Below are 20,269 nucleotides of genomic sequence, written 5' to 3'. Positions count from 1 at the left end.
GACGGTTTTGTTTTGAGACCGCCCTGGAACAGGATGGAAAAAATGTCCAAGCTCCCCGGCAAGACCGAAACGATCGAAACCGCCGAATTCCCTGCCTTCGACACGTCCAAGGCTACCGAGCAAGTTCACGCTGTTGTCGACCAGGGCCTTATCATCGTCGCGTGGAATGCGATCGTTTCCGGAAAACGCGACTGAGGCTTTGCTCAGTCCACGCAGAGGGGCAGCTTCACGACTTCGGCGTAGGAGAAGCCCTCCTCGGCGGCGTGCTCGATTCAGACGGGATGGGTGGGGACTTCTCCCCACCCTGTCACCTGAGACGCGCACTCAGTACAAAGCGCGGGGTGAAGATGCGGGCTGGTGGTAAAGAAATGGTTAGCCTCATCGTGGCACCTCGTAGGGCACTCTGGCGATCTCAAGGACTCAGTAGCGGTGTATCCCGCGTCCGAGCCATTCATGGGCGACAATAATGAACTCAATGCCACCCATCGAGCGATGCCGCACCACGCTTTGTTAGGCCATCGGCCAAGCTGATGTGGTGCGCAGCGCGCTGGACCATTGCCTTTGGGCCCTTCACTCCGGCATGGGTAACGAAATCGAGTGCCGAGCAGAGATGTACGTCAATCAAGTCGAGCAGCTCTTCCGCAACGCCGGCTATGGCTTTGATCGTGGAGTCCAAATATTAAGGCGAGTCACGGAGAGGGTTGGTCGCGTTTGCCACCCGCCCCGGCTCCCAATCGCGCCAATGGGTCGGGTGAATGTCGATCCGGGCGCCAATCATAGCATTCGTCCAACCGTCCCGCACCTTCCTGCAAGCAAATACAAGCGCGTGTTCGCCATCCGCGTCAAAGACGGCCAGTTCGAGGTTGCGACCAAACGGAGCGCTTAGGATTGGCTTCCACATTTCCCCATGATCTACAGAAGCAGGAAGCTCCGCCTTGATCTGAATCATGCGCGAATTGCTCATTGTAACGGCGGCGTGACCGCAGCTCAGTCTCGCCCGGGTGTGGAAGCGCAGCGGCCGTCCTATCGGGATGGACCGGCTCCTCGATCGAGTGGGAAGCTACTCACTGTTACCTGCCGGACTAAGCATCGGCGCGAGGGGCGGCGTGATCACATAAGGATCTATCTTTAGTCCGACGTTTTGGCGATCCCTTATCCCTGCCTGGTCTCCCGGGTCTGACCGGCCGCAGATCGTCGCCGCGGCCCGAATGCGCTTGACAAGCTAGCGCCGGCCCGTTCAATTCGACCCATTCACCAGGGGAGTCCCGGCAAGGGGCTGAGATACTGCTGGCTTTCGCGGCGCAGTGACCCGTTGAACCTGATCCAGTTCATACTGGCGTAGGGACGGTGCAAGCGCTTTGCGGGAGTTTACGCCCGAGGTCCTGTTTCGGCAGGACGACCAGAGCGTCTTTTCATCCTTCCGGCACAGAACTGGGTCTCCAATGCATGAGCAAAGGAGCCTCAAGATGAATGCCCTCACCCCCGCCGTGTCGACGGGACCACTGCCTGCCTCACGGAAAATCCACAAGCTCGGTACCATCCACCCGCACATCAAAGTGCCGATGCGCGAAATCTCCGTCCATCCGACGGCCGGCGAGCCGCCTGTCATCGTCTACGATCCGTCCGGCCCCTATACCGACCCGACGGTCGAAACCAGCATCGAGAAGGGCCTTGCCCGGGTTCGCCATGAATGGATTACGGCGCGCGGCGATGTCGAAGCCTATGATGGCCGCCATATCCGGCCGGAAGACAATGGATTTGCGGCGGGCGAGCGCCTGACATCGGAATTTCCTGTTCGCAACCGGCCGCTCAGAGCCAAGGCGGGCAAGGCGGTGACACAGCTTGCCTACGCACGCGCCGGCATCATCACGCCCGAAATGGAGTTCGTTGCCATCCGCGAGAACCTCGGCCGCGAGATCGCCCGCGGCAAGCTGCCGCGCGACGGTGAAAGCTTCGGCGCCGCTATTCCCGATTTTGTCACGCCGGAGTTCGTTCGCGAAGAGGTGGCGCGGGGCCGGGCAATCATTCCAGCCAACATCAACCACCCAGAGAGCGAACCGATGATCATCGGGCGCAATTTCCTGGTGAAGATCAACGCCAATATCGGCAATTCCGCCGTCACCTCCTCAATGGCCGAAGAGGTCGAAAAGATGGTCTGGGCGACCCGCTGGGGCGCCGATACGGTGATGGATCTGTCGACCGGCCGCAACATCCACAACACCCGCGAATGGATCGTACGCAATGCGCCGGTGCCGATCGGCACGGTGCCGCTTTACCAGGCGTTGGAAAAGGTCGGCGGCGTTGCTGAGGACCTGACCTGGGAAGTCTACCGCGACACGCTGATCGAACAGGCCGAACAAGGGGTTGACTATTTCACCATCCATGCCGGCGTGCGGCTGCATTACATCCCGCTGACCGTCGACCGGGTCACGGGTATCGTCTCGCGCGGCGGGTCGATCATGGCCAAATGGTGCCTGCACCATCACCGGGAGAGCTTCCTTTACGAGCATTTCGCGGAGATCTGCGACATCTGCCGCGCCTATGACGTCTCCTTTTCGCTCGGCGACGGCCTTCGTCCTGGCTCGATCGCCGATGCCAATGACGCGGCGCAATTCGCCGAGTTGGAAACGCTCGGCGAACTGACGAAGATCGCCTGGGCGAAGGATTGCCAGGTGATGATCGAGGGGCCCGGCCATGTGCCGATGCACAAGATCAAGGAGAACATGGACAAGCAGCTCGCCGTCTGCGGCGAGGCGCCGTTCTATACGCTGGGGCCACTGACGACCGACATCGCGCCGGGCTATGACCACATCACCTCAGGCATCGGTGCTGCCATGATCGGCTGGTTCGGCACCGCTATGCTCTGCTATGTCACGCCCAAGGAGCATCTCGGCCTTCCCGATCGCAACGATGTCAAGATCGGCGTCATCACCTACAAGATCGCCGCCCATGCCGCCGATCTGGCAAAGGGCCATCCCGCGGCGAAGGTCAGGGATGATGCCCTTTCCCGCGCGCGCTTCGAGTTCCGCTGGGAGGACCAGTTCAACCTGTCGCTCGATCCCGAAACCGCGCGCTCCTTCCACGACCAGACCTTGCCTAAGGAGGCGCACAAGGTGGCGCATTTCTGCTCGATGTGCGGGCCGAAATTCTGCTCCATGCGTATTTCCCACGACATTCGTGCCGAGGCACAGAAAGAGGGCATGGCGGCGATGGCGGCGAAATACCGCGAGGGCGGCGATCTCTACATGCCGGCTGACGAGACCGGCGCACCACTCATGCAAGGGGCGCCTGAGCCGTCATGAGGGTGCTCGTCAAGGGGGCCGGCGTCGCCGGCCTCACCGTCGCCTTCGAACTCGCCACTTGCGGCGTGTCGGTGACCGTTACCGAGACCAGGCAGATCCTCGGTGGCAATGCGTCGTGGTTCGCCGGCGGCATGCTGGCGCCATGGTGCGAGCGTGAAAGCGCCGAGCAGCCGGTGCTGGATCTCGGGCGTGACGCCGCCGACTGGTGGGATGCGGTACTACCAGGCCAGGTGACACGGGCCGGAACGCTGGTCGTGGCGGCGCCACGTGATGCCGGCGAGCTGGACCGGTTCGCCAGTCGCACTTCGGGGCATCGGCGTGTTGATGAAGACGAAATTGCCATCCTGGAGCCCGACCTCGCCGGCCGTTTCCGGCGCGGATTGCTGTTTCCCGATGAAGCTCATCTCGACCCGCGCCAGGCGATGGTGGCACTTCATGACAAGCTCGCAGCCATGGGTGTCGACTTCCATTTCGGCGCCAACGCCGGGGATGCTTCCGGTTTCGATCGTCAGATCGACTGCACGGGAATGGCCGCAGCCGATGACAGGCTGCGCGGCGTTCGCGGCGAAATGCTGATCGTGCGCACGCCCGATATCTCGCTGTCGCGCCCGGTCAGGTTGCTGCATCCGCGCTTTCCACTCTATGCAGTGCCGCGCACCGACCACCGTTTCATGGTTGGCGCGACGATGATCGAAAGCCAGTCCGCCGAACCAGTCACGGCGCGTTCCATGATGGAGCTTCTGGGTGCCGCCTATGCCCTGCATCCGGCCTTTGGCGAGGCCGAGATCGTTGAAACCGGTGTCGGCGTCCGTCCAGCCTTTCCCGACAACCTGCCGCGCGTCGAAACCAACGGTGAGATCATCGCGATCAACGGGCTCTATCGTCACGGTTTTCTCCTCGCCCCTGCCATGGCGCGCCAGGCTGCCGACCTGGTTTTCAAACAAGACAGAACCAAGGAGCTTGCTCATGAGACTGACCGTCAACGGCGAAGCGCATGAGCTTGCCGCCACCACGCTGGCCGAACTGCTTGCCGCGCTCGACTATGAGGGCGACTGGCTGGCAACGGCCGTCAACAGCGACCTCGTGCACAAAGCCAAGCGGGCGGAATTCCAGCTGAGCGACGGTGACCGGATCGAAATCCTTTCGCCCATGCAGGGGGGCTAGATCATGTTCGATCTTCTAGGAACGAACCTCTCCTCTCGCCTGCTTCTAGGCACCGCTCAGTATCCGTCGCCGGCCATCCTTGCCGACGCGGTCAAGGCAGCCAGAACCTCCGTGGTGACCGTCTCGTTGCGCCGCGAGATGGCAGGCGGCAGGGCCGGCGAACAATTCTGGTCATTGATCCGATCGCTCGGCGTAAAAATCCTGCCCAACACTGCTGGCTGCCACTCCGTCAAGGAAGCGGTTACGACCGCGAAAATGGCGCGTGAGGTCTTCGGCACAAATTGGATCAAGCTCGAAGTGATCGGCAACCACGACACGCTGCAGCCCGACGTGTTCGGCCTGATCGAAGCGGCCCGCATCCTGTGCGAGGACGGTTTTGCGGTATTTCCCTATACCACCGACGACCTTGTTGTCGCCGAGCGGCTACTTGGGGCGGGCTGCAAGGTCTTGATGCCGTGGTGCGCGCCGATCGGCTCCGCCCTCGGACCGATCAACATCATGGCGCTGCGCTCGATGCGCGGGCATTTTCCTGGCGTCCCGCTGATTGTGGATGCGGGGCTTGGGCGTCCGTCGCACGCGGCAACCGTCATGGAACTCGGCTTTGACGCCGTGCTCCTGAACACAGCGGTCGCCAAGGCGGCCGATCCAGTCTGCATGGCGCGTGCGTTCGGCAAGGCGGTCGAGGCCGGTCGTGAGGCCTTTTGCTCGGGCATGATCGAGCCGCGCGACGTCGCCGTGCCGTCGACGCCGACGATCGGCAGGGCGGTTTTCTCATGAAGCTCGATCCGTTCTACCTGATCGTCGACAGCGCTGCCTGGATCGAACGGCTGGCACCGCTCGGCGTCAAGCTGGTTCAGCTTCGCATCAAGACCATGGATGATGCCGGGCTGCGCGCCGAAATCAGCAAGGCGAAGGCCCTGTGCGCCGAGCAGCAATGCCAGCTCATCGTCAACGACCATTGGCGCCTGGCAATCGAGGAAGGTTGCGACTTCGTGCATCTCGGCCAAGAGGATTTGCAGACCGCCGACCTTTCGCGGATACGGGCAGCCGGCGTGAGGCTCGGACTGAGCACACATGATCATACCGAACTGGAAACGGCGCTGGCCGCCGAGCCCGACTATATTGCGTTGGGGCCTGTCTATCCCACGATCCTGAAGAAGATGAAATGGGCGCCGCAAGGGATAGAACGGATCACAGAGTGGAAGCGCCGGGTCGCACCGATTCCCCTGGTCGCCATTGGTGGCCTCAACCCGGACCGGCTCGACGGTGTCTTTGCGGCCGGTGCGGACGGTGCGGCGGTGGTCACCGACATCACGTTGAACGACGACCCTGAAGCGCGCACGCGAGAATGGATCGAAAAGACAGACCGATGGCGCTGAGGCGAGAACCGCATGTGCTGGTCGTCGGTGGCTCGGACTCCAGCGGGGGTGCCGGAATTGCTCGCGATATCGAGACCATCGCTTCCTTTGGCGTGCGCACCTGCCTTGCGGTCACCGCGCTCACGGTGCAGACGCACGAAGCTGTCCTGGAAATCCACCCTATTCAACCAGGTCTGGTCGCCGATCAGATGCGCGCTGGGCTGGAGGCCAATAAGGTGGCGGCCGTCAAGATCGGCATGCTCGCAACGGCTGAGATCATCGCTGCCGTTGCTGCCGTGCTGCGCGAAAATCCGCAGGTGCCTGCGGTACTCGACCCGGTGCTGGCCTCCACCTCAGGCCGGGCTCTGCTCGAGGCGAGCGCGATCCGCGTCATGACTGGTAATATGATGCCGCTTTGCCGTCTGGTGACACCCAATCTCATCGAGCTGGCCCTCCTTGTCGGCACAGAGCCGGCAGCGGATGAGATCGGTGCATTGCGGCAAGGACAACAATTGTTGGCGGCGGGGTTGCAGGCGCTGCTGATCAAGGGCGGCCACGCATCGGGGCCTCGATCAACCGATATTCTGTTGCGCTCCGATCAAGAGCCAATCCGCCTCGACACACCGCGCCTTGCGGCATCGATGCGCGGGACGGGATGCATGCTGGCCAGCGCGATTGCCGCGCATCTGGCGAATGCGAGATCACTTGAAGACAGCGTGCGCAAAGGCAAAGGATTTGTTTTCGAGAAGCTGAAGAAGAACGCAGCCAGATGACAGCGACTCGCTCCATGTGCACCTATGCTCGGTCGGGTGATCGCGGACAAGCTGGTTGTCGACTATATCGAAGTTCATGGAGCGTTCGCACAACAGGTGCGAACCCGGGACGTCGTCCGGGTGTCGTCAGGCTCTCCCGTCCGGCTGAACCTCAGCCTTCTTCACGGCGCGAATACTCCTGAGGCTGCTCGGGTTCTCGCCAGGAGACAGCTGCTCTGAGGACGGCCCACGCAGTCTTCGCGGAGATGGTTGATCACGGCAAGGCATTCGTGACGGTTCCTTGCGTCGACGACTTCCGGTCACTGAAGGATGAACTCTCGTCCGCAGGAGTGATCGCAAAGGTTCATGCGCCGCGGCCGATAAGCGTCCGCGAAGTCCGGGATCGCACGAAGCTCTCCCAGGAGGCATTCTCCGTGAGGTAATGGCCTCGATCTGGCAACGCTTTGAACTTTGAGCAAGGTCGCTCGGAACCGGATGCAGCGGTGAATACGCTCCTCTGACCATTGCCCGGAACCCGGAAGCAGTCGAAGAATCCCTCGACATGAAGGACGAAGTGGCTACCCCGTCGCCTTAGGGAGGGCCGTCGGAACGGCCACTCTAGCGTGCGGCTATTCGGCCGCCAACGCGATGGCCGACCGCCGCGCGCGGGAGGCAGCGCCAGTATCCGCGGAATGAGCGGATCCGGCTGCCTGTACCGCCGTCCCGTCAGCCGTTCCTCGCCTGCCTAGCTTATAGTCGCGGGGTGAAGCATCAACCCGTCAGTCGGCCATGAGCGCGCAATCGCGCGGCTAAGCACTTGCCATGCAACCGCTGTGGCAGTCCTTCCCTGATGGTTTCCCAATCCGGTCTCGGCAGATGCTTGGGGAGCCCGTTCCAGTGTGTTCTCGATCCCTTCAGTGTCGTCTCGCGATCTTCGATCGGATCGGGGGCCCGCCCTTCGGTCTGAATGCTTCATGGGTAGGGCAGCCCGACCTGAGGTGAATATGCGGAATCCATCCATCATGTGGATGCGTACCGATCCGAACAATCGATTTGTTAATTTCGCTTCTCGAGAGCTAACCCTTCTAGTCAGGAATCTTGGGGCTCTGGACGTCGGCGCTGGCCTAACGAAGCAAGGGGGCCGCATGTTGGAGAATCGATGCGCAGAGAAATCGCAGGCGGGGTTGGGCCGGCCGACCGTCAGTTTCGGCCCGTCAACAGGCCTCCACATGCTCCTATCCGCGACTATTGCAGGCGTGCGGCTTGCATGCTCCTGCGACTACCCATCCGAAAGAGCGGTTACGAATACGGCCACGAGTTGCGCGACTTCTGCTGTCGCCCGGCCCCATAGCCGACGGTGACGTGCTCGATGGATTCTCCTACTTTGATTATGAGATGAAATGCGAACGCTGCTGGTTGACCATCATTCCGATCTTGCACGCGCGGTGCGCGTTGCGCTCGCGGATAGCGGCTTCGCCGTTGATGTAGCTTGTACTCTGGAACAGGCGTCTAGTGCATTTCATTGCGCGAGTTATGAAATTCTCCTGCTCGAGTTGGCTCTGCCTGATGGCGATGGCTTGGACTGGCTGAGACAGCTAAGGAGCGAGGGGCATTCAGTTCCTGCCGTCATTATGAGTAGCTTCAACGATATCGAGAAGCGAATTGCCATTTTCAACGGTGGCGCGGACGATTTTCTTCTCAAACCCGTCTGTCCTGTTGAGCTCATCGCCAGAATGAGAGCCATTCAGCGCCGGTCGATACAGATCACCGACCCCATCCTTGTATTTGGCAATCTCAACTTCGACCCGATCGGCCGACAGGTTTCCGTTGCGGGTTGTCCGCTGACGATCGCACGCCGCGAACTATGTATTCTAGAGCATCTGCTTAGTCGTGCAGGCCGCATCGTGCCGCGTGAGCAGATGGAAGGTCACCTCTATTCGTTCAACGACGAGGTATCTACCAACGCGCTTGAAGTCGGAATCTATCGCTTACGTAGACATCTGAGTGGGTCAAGTGCAACGCCACGGATCAAGACCGTGCGTGGCATTGGTTACATTCTTGAATTGCCTGACGCGGCATCCGCATAGTTGGTCGAATGTGAAAGAAAAGACTGTCTTGAAAATGGTTCCAACTCGTCATCCTGGCACCAATCGGCGGCCGACTCTCATCGACGGTTCGAGAGCTACCGTTTGTCCTTACTTGGGCCCTCTCCTCTGCGCGCTCATGCTGTTATCTCCACTTTCTGCCGTGGCCCAAAACAACGGGGATAAAGGGGCGCCACGTGCCGCTTCCAATAGCATCAATGCCACGCTCAACCTTTCCTCTTCGCTCGGCAAGACAGTTCATCTGCCCGCGGCAGCCGCGACCATCTTTGTTGCCGACCCGACGATCGCGGATTATCAGGCACCCTCGAACAAAACCATCTTCGTCTTTGGCAAGAAATCCGGGCGGACCAGCCTATTCGCCTTGGACGACAACGGCGAGGCTCTCGCCGAGTTGCAAATTGTCGTCACGCAACCGATCGGGGATCTGCGGGCCATGTTGAGGGATCAGGTCGGCGACTATCCAATCCGCGTCAAGTATACCCCGCGCGGCGCAATCCTTAGCGGTACAGCGCCCGATGCCGAAGTCGTCGACACTGCGAAAAGAGTCACTGAGCAATTTCTCGGTGACGGTGGGCAGGTCGTCAATAACATCAAGGTCGTTGGGTCCTTGCAGGTTAATCTGAGTGTGCGCGTAGCGGAGGTCTCCCGTAGCGCCATGAAGGAACTCGGTATTAACCTGTCCGCCTTCGGTCAAATCGGCAATTTCAAAGTGGGTTTGTTACGCGGCGGCGGAGGTGCTGGCTCTGGTGCGGCTAATGGTGGCGGTACGGCAGAAATCGGATTCAACAATGGCAATATCAGCGTCGGCGCGGTTCTCGACGCGCTCGCCAAGGAGCACATCGCTTCCGTCTTGGCGGAGCCAAATCTCACTGCGATGTCCGGTGAAACCGCCAGCTTCCTCGCCGGCGGCGAATTCCCCATTCCTGTCCCGCAGGAAAATGGGCAAGTCTCGATTGAATTCCGTCACTTCGGCGTCAGCCTTGAATTCGTGCCAACCGTTCTCAACAACAACCTAATCAACATTCACGTAAAGCCCGAAGTCAGTGAACTATCGTCACAAGGTGCCGTTCAAATCAACGGTATCTCCGTGCCGGCAGTTTCCACGCGGCGTGCCGACACAGTCGTCGAACTCGCCAGCGGGCAGAGCTTTGCAATTGGCGGTCTCATCAGGCGTAACGTCAACAATGACATCAGTGCTTTTCCCTGGCTTGGCGAAATGCCGATCCTTGGCGCCCTGTTCCGTTCGTCCTCATTTCAAAAGGAAGAGTCGGAACTGGTTATTCTGGTTACGCCTTACATCGTAAGGCCAGGCTCCAGCCCCGACCAGATGAGCGCACCCACGGACCGGATGGCACCAGCGTTGGACGGGGGGGGCACTGTGACGAATTCGCCGGCAAGTCCGCCGCGAGGCCGCGCTACTGCCCGCACCGGTGCGCCAGGCGCCAAGGGCAGTGCCGGCTTTATCATCGAATAGCTGTGGTCGAATGACGTTGCGGATCAAAGTTCTCCTGGTCGCTCTTACGGCAAGCCTAAGTGGCTGCGTAAGCCCGCCGATCTATGTCGAGCCATCGACCCCGATCCTTATCCGGCAGGAGACCTCCGTCCTGATGTTAGAGAGTCTTCGCGCTTCGGAACGGCAGCGTTTGCGTGTTTTCCTTGAGAGGGCCAGTCGCGGACGGCGCGATGCGCTTCATCTGCTTATCAGCGGGTCGCCCCGGCTCAGCGCAGAGACAATCCATCAGGCCAGGCAGATGGGCATCGATGCGTACAACATCCATTTGCTCGACCAACACGGGCGCGCAGTGCGGATAGAGGCGATTGTCTATCATGCCCGCCCCCCTGTCTGTCCGTCGTTTTCCAGTCCGTTGCTCAATGACAAGTCCTTCGACCAGACGCTTGGCTGTTCGACACGCCATAACCTCGCGGTAATGGTCAACGATCCACGCGATTTGTTCGACAACAAGGCTGTCAAGCCAAGCGATGGTGATCGTGCTGCCATACCAGCTGCCAAATACAGGACATTCACGACGGACAAAAGTGGCGACTGATGCCAAGTCCTTTCGTCTTCGCCCGGTAGACTCTGGCACCTCCTCAAGCACGCACCATCGCGGATCCGTAGCATTTGGCGACGAGTCAATGCACGATCGTCGCCTTATCGACGTCATTGACCTTCGACGACCCAGATGGGTAACAGGCTGCCGCCTCACCTCACTACGGCGCTTTGAGTGGGCGCGGCGCTGGCGACTTTGCTTGGTGAAACAGCCGTCACTGTCCGCTGATGGTGTGGCGGATTCGGGACGGTTCCCCCAAGCACCCTTTTGGCGATGGGGACGACGGCAACAGCACTGAGCGGCGATCTTTGTTGGCGGGGTTTTGAAGGCTTCGCGTGTCCTGAAGCGCGGCGACTTGGTTCAATGGCCAGGCGGCCTCGATCGCGGCTGCGTGGCCGCGCGCCGCGCGCCACGCGGCGGGTGTTGCGGGTCTAATACCAAAGGTTCTGAGGGCTGACTCTCTAGGGGTATCCGCCGCGATTGATCCGTGATTCCTTGTCGCGAGGAGGATTCGGGCGATGGGATCAGCGGTGAAGATTGCTTCGGCGACTGGCGAAGGTGGCGAATGACGTCAACCAGAGCAGGCGCTTGTTGTCGCTGGCTGGGGTCATGGACGGGATGAGCCGGGAAGATGCTGCACGGATCGGCGGCATGGACCGCCAGACGCTGCGGGACTGGGTGCATCGCTTCAACGAGGATGGCCCTGACGGACTGAAGGATGCCTGGTATGGCGGACCCACGCCGCGCCTGTCGCCGGAACAGAAGGCCGAACTGGCGCAAATCGTCGAGACGGGACCGGACCTGGCGGTTGACGGCGTGGTGCGCTGGCGGCGCATCGATCTGCAGCGCGTCATCGAGGATCGTTTCGGCGTCGCCTATCACGAGCGCTACGTGGGCAAGCTGCTGAAGGAACTCGGCTTCTCGCACATGAGCGCGCGGCCGCGCCATCTGGCGCAGAATGCCTGGATCGTGGAGAGTTCAAAAAAACTTTCCGCGCACGCTAGCCGCCCACCTCGCCGACCTGTCGAAGGGCAAGCCCGTCAAGGTGTGGTTTCAAGATGAAGCCAAAATTGGCCAGAAGAACGGTGTCGTGCGGCAATGGGCGCGCCGTGGCACGCGGCCCAGGCAGCCCGCCGACCAGCGCTATCAAAGCGCATACCTGTTCGGCGCCGTCTGCCCGGCGCGCAGCAAGGGAGCAGCCCTGGCGCTACCGTTTGTCGACACCGCGGCTATGCAGCTTCACCTCGACGAGATCAGCCGCCATGTGGCGCGCGGCGCGCACGCCGTGCTGCTGCTCGACCGGGCAGGCTGGGACACGACCGCCAAGCTGAAAGTGCCGAGAAAGGAGGCCCCCCATCTTCACGGGCGCTGCACCTCATCAGTATGGTCGCGCTGTGCGCAACTGATGGTCCCGTAAGGCACCTTTCCTTATCGAGCAGGTCCTCGTCCCGATCGTGAAGCTGGATGGCATCGTCATCATGGACACCTTGCCGGCGTACAAAGCAGCCGGTGTCCACGGCGCGATCGAGCTGGCCGGCGCGACGCTCAACTTTCTGCCGCGATCCAGGCGGTGTAAAACACGGCTGGCAGTCGCTGGCGAGACGGCCGGCCTCAGCGGCGATCTGTTTGCCCGTCCAGCGCTGGCGGCGCAGCCGTTCGATGGTCTCGATACGCTGCAGGCGTCTGCCCGCTTTCGACCCGCCTTACAATTCGCTCTCGAACGCGTAGCGTCAGCCGGCATCTTATGGACGGTCATCCGGTCCTCCGAGAATCACTGAAGCTTCGACAACCTCAGCTTTCCCGGTTTGGGCCGGATGGACAACCTAGTGAAAAGCTCACAGCGAGATCGCGACCTTTCGATCTTCCCAGGCGCTGCTCAGATCTGCGCGGTGAAGGCAAAGCTTACGCGGCAGCTGATTGATAGAATGGACGAATCGCGCCGAGGAAGCGCACATTTGTTTGTCAGGCCACGTTCTGGGATAATGGCGCGCCCATCTGGCTGGGCAGGCCGGCGGCTTGCACAGGGTCGGCCGCAAGGCGTGCTTGGAGGTTGTTCATGTAGCCTTCTGCATAGTACTGCGCCGTGGAAAGCGGCAGATTGACGCCGGCCGTCAAGGCCTCTTCCATCGCCTCCTTGATGAGCCCGTTGCGAATTGCCAGTTTGACCTCGGGGCCTGCGACAAGGCCGACAGCCTGCGCCGCGACATTTAGGCCAGCTTCTTCCAGCGCCCGCTTCATATTGCCTCCGCTAATGGCTGTATGCAGGAGATTCGCTGCTTGCGACTCGCTCTCGAGAACCATCGATGCAAGATCGGCCACTTGTCCGATGCCCGGAATGAAGCTGAGCACTCCCACCGCCGTTGCAGCCCAGTCAATCGCTTGAGCCTCCACCTTGAGCACAGAGTCGACTACGTGCATTAAGGCTCCGCCGTTCTTTTTGGATGACTTGATATCAGGCTGGTCCGCCAGGCCCATCCTCATGTCCGCGACAGCGTCCTGCTCTGCAGCGGTTTCAGGCATGTGGGTCTTTGGCTGCTGAACGGTGCGGTTCGCAGACGACATGTTTGTGTAGAAACGGGCAAAGTCTTTTTTGCTGACGTTGCCGGAATCGACCGTATGTCCGCCGCCGAAGTCGAAGAACCCATTATGGGTCGTATAGCCCGTAATCGAATTGTTCAGCAGACCGAACAAAAGAGGATCTGAGAGGAGTTGCGAGGCAGTTTGCCGTACTTTCGGATCGAGGCTCTTGTTGTCTGCCATGCTCGCCAGCTTGTCACGAGTGAGGTCACCGCCTCCAAAGAAGGCGTCCTGATGGCTGTTAATCGTCTTGAGCGTATCCAGCTCGGTTCGCGTGAGGCTCATTGACGATGAAGCGGCTTGCAGGAAGTCCTCTTTGTGGACCCTGTCTGTCGCACCACCGCACAACTGCTTCCAGGCATCCGGGTGGTTGAGGAAGTATTGAGCAGCCGCAATGACCTGGGGCGGACATTTGTCGGTTTTCGCTTGGCCGTCGACGATCTGCTTGAAATCAGCCGGACTCAGGTCCTTGGGCAGGTTGTCGGAGTACAGGTAAAGCTCGCGCAATGCATCGCTCAAGGTCATGATCGAAGGCTGAGCATTTCCAGTGCTGTCGGATGGTATGTAGTTCTGGTCGTAGCTTTGCGCCTGGCGTTCCTGAAATTCGGCAACTTGGGAGTGAAGGCGGGAGAATCCAGACAAATCCTTCGCCGTGATCTTGCCTCCACAGCGGCCATCGCCCTGCGAGCCAATCGCGTAAAAGAGTTCGGGATCCTGCTGCAGTCCCTCGATCGCCGCTTTCAGATCCGGCGGCGTGGAGGGATCATTGGCTTTGTCCCCAAGCGACTCCCAACTGAGTGGGCATTGGTCCTTGTGACGGTTCAGCACTGCCACGATCTGCAACTCGGCCTTGGTCAGCGAGCCGCCATTCCACGTGATTCTCGAGCTCGGCACGGGAGCCGGCGATACGAATTGGGAATCGATCGCAGAGGGCTGCTGGTCCTGACCCATTGATACGATTGCCGCCCTCATATGTGGCGGCAGCAGGTCCAATGGGTGCTGCTGCAAATCTTCCGACGTCGACTCGACATCCTGCGTCGACCCGACATCCGGCCCCAGCACGTCCCGGAGCGCGAAAGGATCGGTCTTGTCTTCCAGCGAGTAGGTGGACAGCATCGCCTCGAAGGACGATGCGCTTTGCTCAGTCTCCACTAACGCAAGCGCAGAAGGTTTCAGGCCCGACCAGGCCAGTGCGGACTGTGGGAGATTCGAGGTGGTGGATGGTGAAAGGTTGCTGGCCGACATTGTATATCCTCAGACGTGACGTTAAAATCCCAACAAAGGCCTCATATGAGCCAATGTGTTCACGAACGTTGACAATTCCGAGCGTTGGCCCGGTCGCCAAAATGGCCCTGCTCGCTCGTTGCTAACTCCAAGGTTCAATTCCAGCACAATGGCCGGCGATCGTTGGAGATCCTGAATCTCATCATGAGCGGTTCAGCTTTCGAGAACCTGACGGGTTCAAAAGAATTCACAATCAGGAGGGCGGCTGCGGGTAATGTTTTCTCCAGAAGCTGCGGCGTCTCCATGGATGTCATTTCTGACTCAGCTCAGGCTTCCCGCCAACGCCATCGTGTTGCAGCACGTCAGAAGAATAAGAGGCTTCCGGTCGTCCATCGCGGACGACCATGGTGGAGGAACCCCGAAACAATATCAGCACCGATTCCCTTGGCGGCGTCTCAGCGACGTGAGGCCGCGCCTGCGCCTCCGCCACGAGGCCGTTGAACGCCTGCTCCACGAGCGCGATGAAGCGCGGTGGACCGGAAACCAAGACGAGGCCATTTCCCGGCGCAGGTCTCACGACATAGCGGTCATCGGAGATGTCAAGCTCATCGAGGGCGCCCTTGAACGCATCGAAGCGAATCGGAGTCAGCACAAGCATCCGAGTTTGTGCTTCTTTTGCAGCGGACACATAGAGCACAAGCCCATCATAGTACCATTGGAGATCGTACAGCTTGGTCAAGCGGTCGAGGAACTCGCGCGGTGGCAAATCCGGCATACGCCCGCGAATCCGCCCCTTCACCTCGGCGCTGATGTTGATCCTGATATTCAGGTTGTTGCCGAATTCCTGCAACGCGGCAGAGAGATCCTGATCTAGAACCGTATACCTATACGGCGTCGAGGGGAGCGACAGAGGGACGCCAAGAGTTGTGTGGATTCCGGTGGAGAGAAAAAATCCTACACAGAGAAGTCTCTTCAAGCTGTGCAGGATGGCGGATGGGATGAGCGTTCTTGACATCTCGTCCTGATAAACCAAAGGCTGAAATTCTCACAATCACTAAAGTCGCCAATGTGACTTTTTACATGACTAACGACGCTCCCGTCAGCTTGTCGTCAGGTCGCCTCTCTAGGTATCGACCCAACAGCGGGTGATAACCGGCTGGACTCATCTCGCGTCACTCATCTCGCGTCAAAGAGAAAGCAATCGAGTCCTTACATGATGATGCCTGTCACGTCGATCTCTGCCAGTCTGACGGACACTCTTCCCAGAGTCGGGTCACCGTCATTCGGTGAGCAGGCTCAGTTTGAGCGCGCGCTAGCGCAGGCGGCCGCCTCGATGAAAAACGATACCGCGTCGGGGCCAGCGAGAGCGGCGCCGGTTCCGCCGCAGTTGGATGTTCAACGCGCGACTGCGCAGACAAGCCCACTCGGCGACCGGGTCCTCCAGACGATTTCTTCCATGTACCGGGACAACGCAGTTACTTCTGCCGCGCTTGACCATCAGGTAGGCCTTGCGAAGGGCGCTCTACCTGGGTCGGCGCAGAAGCTGCCTGTCGAAGGTGGGGCAGCGGGAACGCAGATGTCGGGCGTTCCGCAAGCAGGGCATGATTTCGAATCGATGATTGCTGATCTGCGGGATGTCTACAACGGCGTTACCCAAGTTGCTCTTATTTCCAAAGGTGTCAGCGGCATCACCTCATCTGTGAACACACTATTAAAAGAAGGATGAACGTCGCGCATGATTGGCTTGGCCCATGGCGAAATCATGCATAGTCGCCCGTCTGGTCGGCGATCGCTTCATTTTGTTGTGCTGCCACTTCTCTTCGCTCTGAGTGGTTGCAAGGTCGATCTCTACACGCAATTGCAAGAGCGCGAGGCGAATGAGATGCTCGCGCTTCTGATCGACAACGGGGTTGATGCGGTCCGCGTTGCCGCTAAGGATGGGACCAGCACGATCCAGGTCGACGAAAAGCTGCTTGCCCTCTCAATCAACCTCCTGAATGCCAAGGGGCTGCCGCGCCAGTCTTTCAAGAACCTCGGCGAGATATTCAATGGATCAGGCCTGATTGCCTCGCCGACCGAGGAGCGTGCTCGTTACGTCTATGCCCTGAGCGAAGAGTTGTCGCGTACGATCAGCGATATCGATGGCGTCTTCTCAGTACGTGTTCATGTCGTTCTGCCGAATAACGACCTCTTACGATCGGGCGGCACGCCATCCTCGGCCTCGGTTTTTATCCGGCACGACGCCAAAGCAAATCTCTCAGTTCTGCTGCCGAAGATAAAGCTGCTCGTCGCCGACAGCATCGAAGGCCTGTCCTACGAAAAGGTCGAAGTGGTTTTGGTGCCAGTGGATTCCGCACATGAGCAACGGTCCTTACCGGCGACTGTTTCGGCCCAGACATCTTGGTCCGTCCCAGCGCCGCTTCTGGCGATCGTGATGGGTGTTGCCGCAGCTGTATTCGCAGTGGCGTGCTATCTCTTATCCAGTGTTCTTAGGCGTCGGCGCAGGCAATCATCGGGCGAACTATCCAAGGTCGAGGGCCGCTCGGATGTTTCCGCTGTCGGGGCCATTCGCAAAAAGATCATCGGGGCGTAGGTAATATTGCCAATGCCGATACCGATCCAGACTGCCGAACGCAATCATTCGTTCCAATTGCGTTCCGTGTGCCTGAGCGATCTTGCTGCTTCGGCCCATCCGACTCGTCTTGCCGCACGTCTTGATCCGGCGTTGTCCGCTTCGACATTGGTGCAGTTGCAGAAGAGTCCCAGGCTGCAGCCAAGACTGGCAGAATTGCTGCTTGACAATGAAATGGATTCGAACGGAAGCGGCTGGGGGCCGGATCTTCTGCACGGACATGATCCGCGTCGGGCTGCCCTCCTTGCCGGTAGTATCTGGCATGCCCGTTCGCTGCTGAAGCTTGTTTCAAAGCCTCACCTCACCGCGCTTATTGGACATATCGGCGCTGATGCCCACGCATTTGGCATCCGATGTCTGGCGCATGCGATCGCAAACAGCTTGATCGCTGATCCGGAAAAACTCGCGCAGCAAATTGAACACGATGGACATGCCTGCCTTGGTGCTTGGCTCAATGACAGTTCAGCGCTTGAGCGTAACCGCGTGCTTCTACGGTTGCCCGTCGGTACCGCCGCCGAGAATCCAGCGCCCGAACACAGTAATGCCTCGGGCCAGTTGTTTTCGCTTGTCATAGCCCAGTTTGAGACGGAGATCCGGGTGATATGACAGCCGATGTTTCCGCAGCGCCCGACGCCCCGCAGATCCGCCCAATGGGGCCACTGATACCGGCGAATGAGCTTGAGATCTGGCACAGCGCCACACAAGCACGTGACGCAGCAGAACGGTATCAGCAGCGGGTACGCAGCTGGGTGCGCGCCGCTTATAAGCGTGAGCGGGCTCACGGCCATACCGAGGGCTTGAATGCAGGCGCCGAGGAAATGGCAGGACTTATCGCGCGGGCAGTCAGCGAAGTGGCGCGACGAAAGGCGGTTCTGGAGCAGGAATTGCCACAGCTCGTGATGGAGATCCTAAGCGATCTTCTGGGCGCTTTCGATCCCGGCGACCTGTTGGTGAGGGCTGTTCGTCACGCGATTGAGCGCAAATATGGCGACGCGGAAGTTTGCCTTCATGTATGTCCCACGCAAGTCGATATGCTCGCGCGCGCGTTTGCTGGATGCGACGGACGGGAGGGGCGGCCGCGGGTTCGGATTGATCCGGATCCGACGTTGTCGCCGCAACAGTGCGTGCTGTGGAGCGAGTACGGCAACGTCGATCTTGGACTTGACGCACAGATGCGCGCGCTGCGCCTCGGCTTCGGGTCGCATTCTGAAGAAGGCGAACTGTGATCACGCCGGTACCACAGCATAATAATCTCGCTGGCACCCGGGCTCCCGATCCGGCGATCTCGTCTTTGAGGTCTACAGCAAAGCAAATTGACACGCGGGTCGTGCGCGGACGGATCACGCGGGCTGTCGGGACACTGGTCCATGCCGTCTTGCCAGACACTCGGATTGGGGAACTTTGTCTGCTGCAGGATACGCGAACCGGCCTGTCGCTCGAAGCCGAGGTGATCGGCTTATTGGACAATGGCGTGTTGCTCACGCCGATCGGTGACTTGGCGGGTCTGTCCAGCCGCGCAGAAGTCGTGTCCACTGGACGAATGCGTGAAGTGCCGGTCGGCCCTAATTTGCTCGGCCGTGTGATTGACAGCCGCTGCCGCCCACTCGACGGCAAAGGCGAAGTCAAAACCACCGAAACTCGTCCGCTGCACGGCAGGGCGCCCAATCCAATGACAAGGCGCATCGTTGAGCGGCCATTCCCGCTCGGGGTCCGTGCCCTGGATGGTCTCCTCACATGCGGCGAGGGCCAGCGGATCGGGATTTATGGCGAGCCTGGTGGTGGCAAGTCGACGTTATTGTCGCAGATCGTAAAAGGTGCCGCCGCCGACGTTATCATAGTCGCGCTCATAGGCGAGCGGGGCCGTGAAGTTCGTGAATTCATCGAGCGGCATCTTGGGGAGGAGGGCCTCCGCCGTACGGTCGTTGTCGTTGAAACCTCGGACCGCTCGGCAGTGGAGCGGGCGCAATGTGCTCCTATGGCGACTGCGCTCGCGGAATACTTTCGCGAACAAGGGCTACGCGTCGCACTCATGTTGGACTCGCTGACGCGCTTCTGCCGCGCCATGCGCGAAATAGGTCTTGCTGCGGGCGAGCCGCCGACCCGGCGGGGCTTTCCTCCTTCCGTTTTTGCTATGCTGCCAGGCCTGCTGGAACGTGCCGGCATGGGTGAGCGCGGCTCAATCACGGCCTTCTATACTGTACTTGTCGAAGGTGATGGCACAGGCGATCCAATCGCCGAGGAATCGCGCGGCATTCTCGACGGCCATGTCGTCCTCTCACGCGCTCTCGCGGCGCGATCGCATTTCCCCGCTATCGATGTGCTGCAGAGTCGCAGCCGTGTTATGGATGCGGTCGTATCTGGGACACATCGCAAGGCAGCATCCTTCTTCCGTGATCTCCTCTCGCGCTATGCAGAGTCCGAGTTTTTGATCAACGTCGGCGAATACAAGCAAGGCGGCGATCCCCTTACTGACCGGGCTGTCGCATCGATTGGCGAGTTGAGGGAGTTTTTGCGCCAGAGCGAAGACGAGGCGTCAGATTTTGAGGAAACGGTCGCATGGATGTCGCGTTTGACCGCGTGAATCGTGTTCACGCTTCGAGGTTACGGCTTCTGAAGGAAATGCAAGAGCGCAGCGCCCTGAGGGATCTGTCGAAGAAGGAAGCACAGCGCCGCATGGCCACCCTAGCCGTACAGAATGCCTTCCAGGGGCTTGCAATCGCACAGCAACAGCGCGCAAGGGCGGAAGCTCAGCTCTACCAGGAGCTGATCGCGCTCGATACCTTGTCTAGCGCAGTACTCGACCATCACAACCTTAACATTGAGCGGCTTGCGGCTGAGATCACCTTAAGAGGCCAGAAGCTTGACGATGCGCGCATCGCTCAAGGGAAGGCCGAGACAGCGGCGTCTGGGACGAGGGCCCAATGGGTCAGATGTTCGGCCGCAAGGCAAAAATGGCAACAAATCGAGGACGACGTCCGGCGCGCCTTCGATATTCATTCGGAGGCCGCAGGCGAAATTGAGGCCGACGACGAGATATCGCTTCGGTATGGGAGGGTTTCGCTCGCCCAGATGTCGGGCAACCAGATCCGATAACCGCAGGTTCT

At 59.9% G+C, this 20,269-nt stretch carries 19 protein-coding genes, 1 pseudogene and 1 riboswitch; of the genes and pseudogenes, 18 read left to right on the top strand and 2 right to left on the bottom strand.

Features of this window, described 5'->3' with window-relative positions; all coding sequences use genetic code 11:
- The first annotated feature begins 42 nt into the window (after positions 1-42).
- The 12 genes and pseudogenes from ABVQ20_RS37030 (at position 43) to ABVQ20_RS40615 (ending at position 12,510) form a co-directional block, all read left to right on the top strand.
- Complete coding sequence (locus ABVQ20_RS37030) at positions 43-195, top strand: hypothetical protein (protein ID WP_354464759.1); 153 nt, start codon at positions 43-45, stop codon at positions 193-195.
- 1,051 nt (positions 196-1,246) lie between these two features.
- Positions 1,247-1,363, top strand: a riboswitch (TPP riboswitch).
- A gap of 103 nt (positions 1,364-1,466) precedes the next feature.
- Positions 1,467-3,302 carry a phosphomethylpyrimidine synthase ThiC gene (gene thiC, locus ABVQ20_RS37025; protein ID WP_354464758.1) on the top strand — a complete coding sequence of 612 codons (1,836 nt, stop codon included), beginning with the start codon at positions 1,467-1,469 and terminating at the stop codon, positions 3,300-3,302.
- On the top strand, positions 3,299-4,300 hold the full coding sequence (gene thiO, locus ABVQ20_RS37020; RefSeq protein ID WP_354464757.1) for a glycine oxidase ThiO: 1,002 nt from the start codon (positions 3,299-3,301) through the stop codon (positions 4,298-4,300). Before thiC ends, thiO begins: the two co-directional genes overlap by 4 nt.
- Positions 4,269-4,466: a sulfur carrier protein ThiS gene (gene thiS / locus ABVQ20_RS37015; RefSeq protein ID WP_354461191.1), complete on the top strand. Its 198-nt coding sequence runs from the start codon at positions 4,269-4,271 to the stop codon at positions 4,464-4,466. The genes thiO and thiS overlap by 32 nt, the downstream gene beginning before the upstream one ends.
- Positions 4,467-4,469: 3 nt before the next feature.
- On the top strand, positions 4,470-5,243 hold the full coding sequence (locus tag ABVQ20_RS37010) for a thiazole synthase (protein WP_354464756.1): 774 nt from the start codon (positions 4,470-4,472) through the stop codon (positions 5,241-5,243).
- Complete coding sequence (locus ABVQ20_RS37005; RefSeq protein WP_354464755.1) at positions 5,240-5,845, top strand: thiamine phosphate synthase; 606 nt, start codon at positions 5,240-5,242, stop codon at positions 5,843-5,845. The genes ABVQ20_RS37010 and ABVQ20_RS37005 overlap by 4 nt, the downstream gene beginning before the upstream one ends.
- The gene (locus tag ABVQ20_RS37000) at positions 5,836-6,597 is read left to right on the top strand and encodes a hydroxymethylpyrimidine/phosphomethylpyrimidine kinase (protein ID WP_354464754.1); all 762 of its coding nucleotides are present in this window, start codon (positions 5,836-5,838) and stop codon (positions 6,595-6,597) included. Before ABVQ20_RS37005 ends, ABVQ20_RS37000 begins: the two co-directional genes overlap by 10 nt.
- Before the next feature lie 1,379 nt (positions 6,598-7,976).
- Positions 7,977-8,663: a response regulator gene (locus ABVQ20_RS36995; protein WP_354464753.1), complete on the top strand. Its 687-nt coding sequence runs from the start codon at positions 7,977-7,979 to the stop codon at positions 8,661-8,663.
- A 34-nt stretch (positions 8,664-8,697) separates the two neighbouring features.
- Positions 8,698-10,155 (top strand): type II and III secretion system protein family protein, encoded by a 1,458-nt coding sequence (locus ABVQ20_RS36990; RefSeq protein WP_354464771.1) that lies wholly within the window; start codon positions 8,698-8,700, stop codon positions 10,153-10,155.
- A gap of 10 nt (positions 10,156-10,165) precedes the next feature.
- On the top strand, positions 10,166-10,729 hold the full coding sequence (locus ABVQ20_RS36985; protein ID WP_354464752.1) for a CpaD family pilus assembly lipoprotein: 564 nt from the start codon (positions 10,166-10,168) through the stop codon (positions 10,727-10,729).
- Between the two features lie 540 nt (positions 10,730-11,269).
- Positions 11,270-12,074, top strand: a pseudogene (locus ABVQ20_RS36980) (IS630 family transposase); the annotation flags it as partial.
- 112 nt (positions 12,075-12,186) lie between these two features.
- The gene (locus tag ABVQ20_RS40615) at positions 12,187-12,510 is read left to right on the top strand and encodes a hypothetical protein (RefSeq protein ID WP_435528496.1); all 324 of its coding nucleotides are present in this window, start codon (positions 12,187-12,189) and stop codon (positions 12,508-12,510) included.
- Positions 12,511-12,694: 184 nt separating this feature from the next.
- Here ABVQ20_RS40615 and ABVQ20_RS36970 read toward each other — a convergent pair whose 3' ends face one another.
- Positions 12,695-14,554, bottom strand: coding sequence for an HrpF/NolX family T3SS translocon protein (locus tag ABVQ20_RS36970; RefSeq protein WP_354464751.1), 1,860 nt, complete (start codon positions 14,552-14,554; stop codon positions 12,695-12,697).
- 289 nt (positions 14,555-14,843) lie between these two features.
- Entirely contained in the window at positions 14,844-15,548 is a 705-nt protein-coding gene (locus ABVQ20_RS36965; protein WP_354464770.1) for a secretin N-terminal domain-containing protein, read from the bottom strand.
- 198 nt (positions 15,549-15,746) lie between these two features.
- Between ABVQ20_RS36965 and ABVQ20_RS36960 the strand changes: the two genes are divergently transcribed.
- From ABVQ20_RS36960 to ABVQ20_RS36935, 6 genes are read left to right on the top strand one after another with little or no spacing between them, the layout of a single operon-like run.
- Positions 15,747-16,259 (top strand): nodulation protein NolB, encoded by a 513-nt coding sequence (locus tag ABVQ20_RS36960; RefSeq protein ID WP_354464750.1) that lies wholly within the window; start codon positions 15,747-15,749, stop codon positions 16,257-16,259.
- 9 nt (positions 16,260-16,268) lie between these two features.
- On the top strand, positions 16,269-17,126 hold the full coding sequence (gene sctJ, locus ABVQ20_RS36955; RefSeq protein WP_354464749.1) for a type III secretion system inner membrane ring lipoprotein SctJ: 858 nt from the start codon (positions 16,269-16,271) through the stop codon (positions 17,124-17,126).
- A 12-nt stretch (positions 17,127-17,138) separates the two neighbouring features.
- Positions 17,139-17,771, top strand: coding sequence for a nodulation protein NolU (locus ABVQ20_RS36950; RefSeq protein WP_354464748.1), 633 nt, complete (start codon positions 17,139-17,141; stop codon positions 17,769-17,771).
- The gene (gene sctL, locus ABVQ20_RS36945) at positions 17,768-18,391 is read left to right on the top strand and encodes a type III secretion system stator protein SctL (RefSeq protein ID WP_354464747.1); all 624 of its coding nucleotides are present in this window, start codon (positions 17,768-17,770) and stop codon (positions 18,389-18,391) included. The genes ABVQ20_RS36950 and sctL overlap by 4 nt, the downstream gene beginning before the upstream one ends.
- Positions 18,388-19,746: a type III secretion system ATPase SctN gene (gene sctN, locus ABVQ20_RS36940; RefSeq protein ID WP_354464746.1), complete on the top strand. Its 1,359-nt coding sequence runs from the start codon at positions 18,388-18,390 to the stop codon at positions 19,744-19,746. Before sctL ends, sctN begins: the two co-directional genes overlap by 4 nt.
- Positions 19,722-20,258: a hypothetical protein gene (locus ABVQ20_RS36935; RefSeq protein WP_354464745.1), complete on the top strand. Its 537-nt coding sequence runs from the start codon at positions 19,722-19,724 to the stop codon at positions 20,256-20,258. Before sctN ends, ABVQ20_RS36935 begins: the two co-directional genes overlap by 25 nt.
- Positions 20,259-20,269: the final 11 nt, after the last annotated feature.

This window comes from Mesorhizobium shangrilense, assembly GCF_040537815.1.
Taxonomy (GTDB): domain Bacteria; phylum Pseudomonadota; class Alphaproteobacteria; order Rhizobiales; family Rhizobiaceae; genus Mesorhizobium; species Mesorhizobium shangrilense.
Note: the sequence above shows the minus strand (reverse complement) of the source record. Positions and strands in the feature narration are given on the sequence as shown.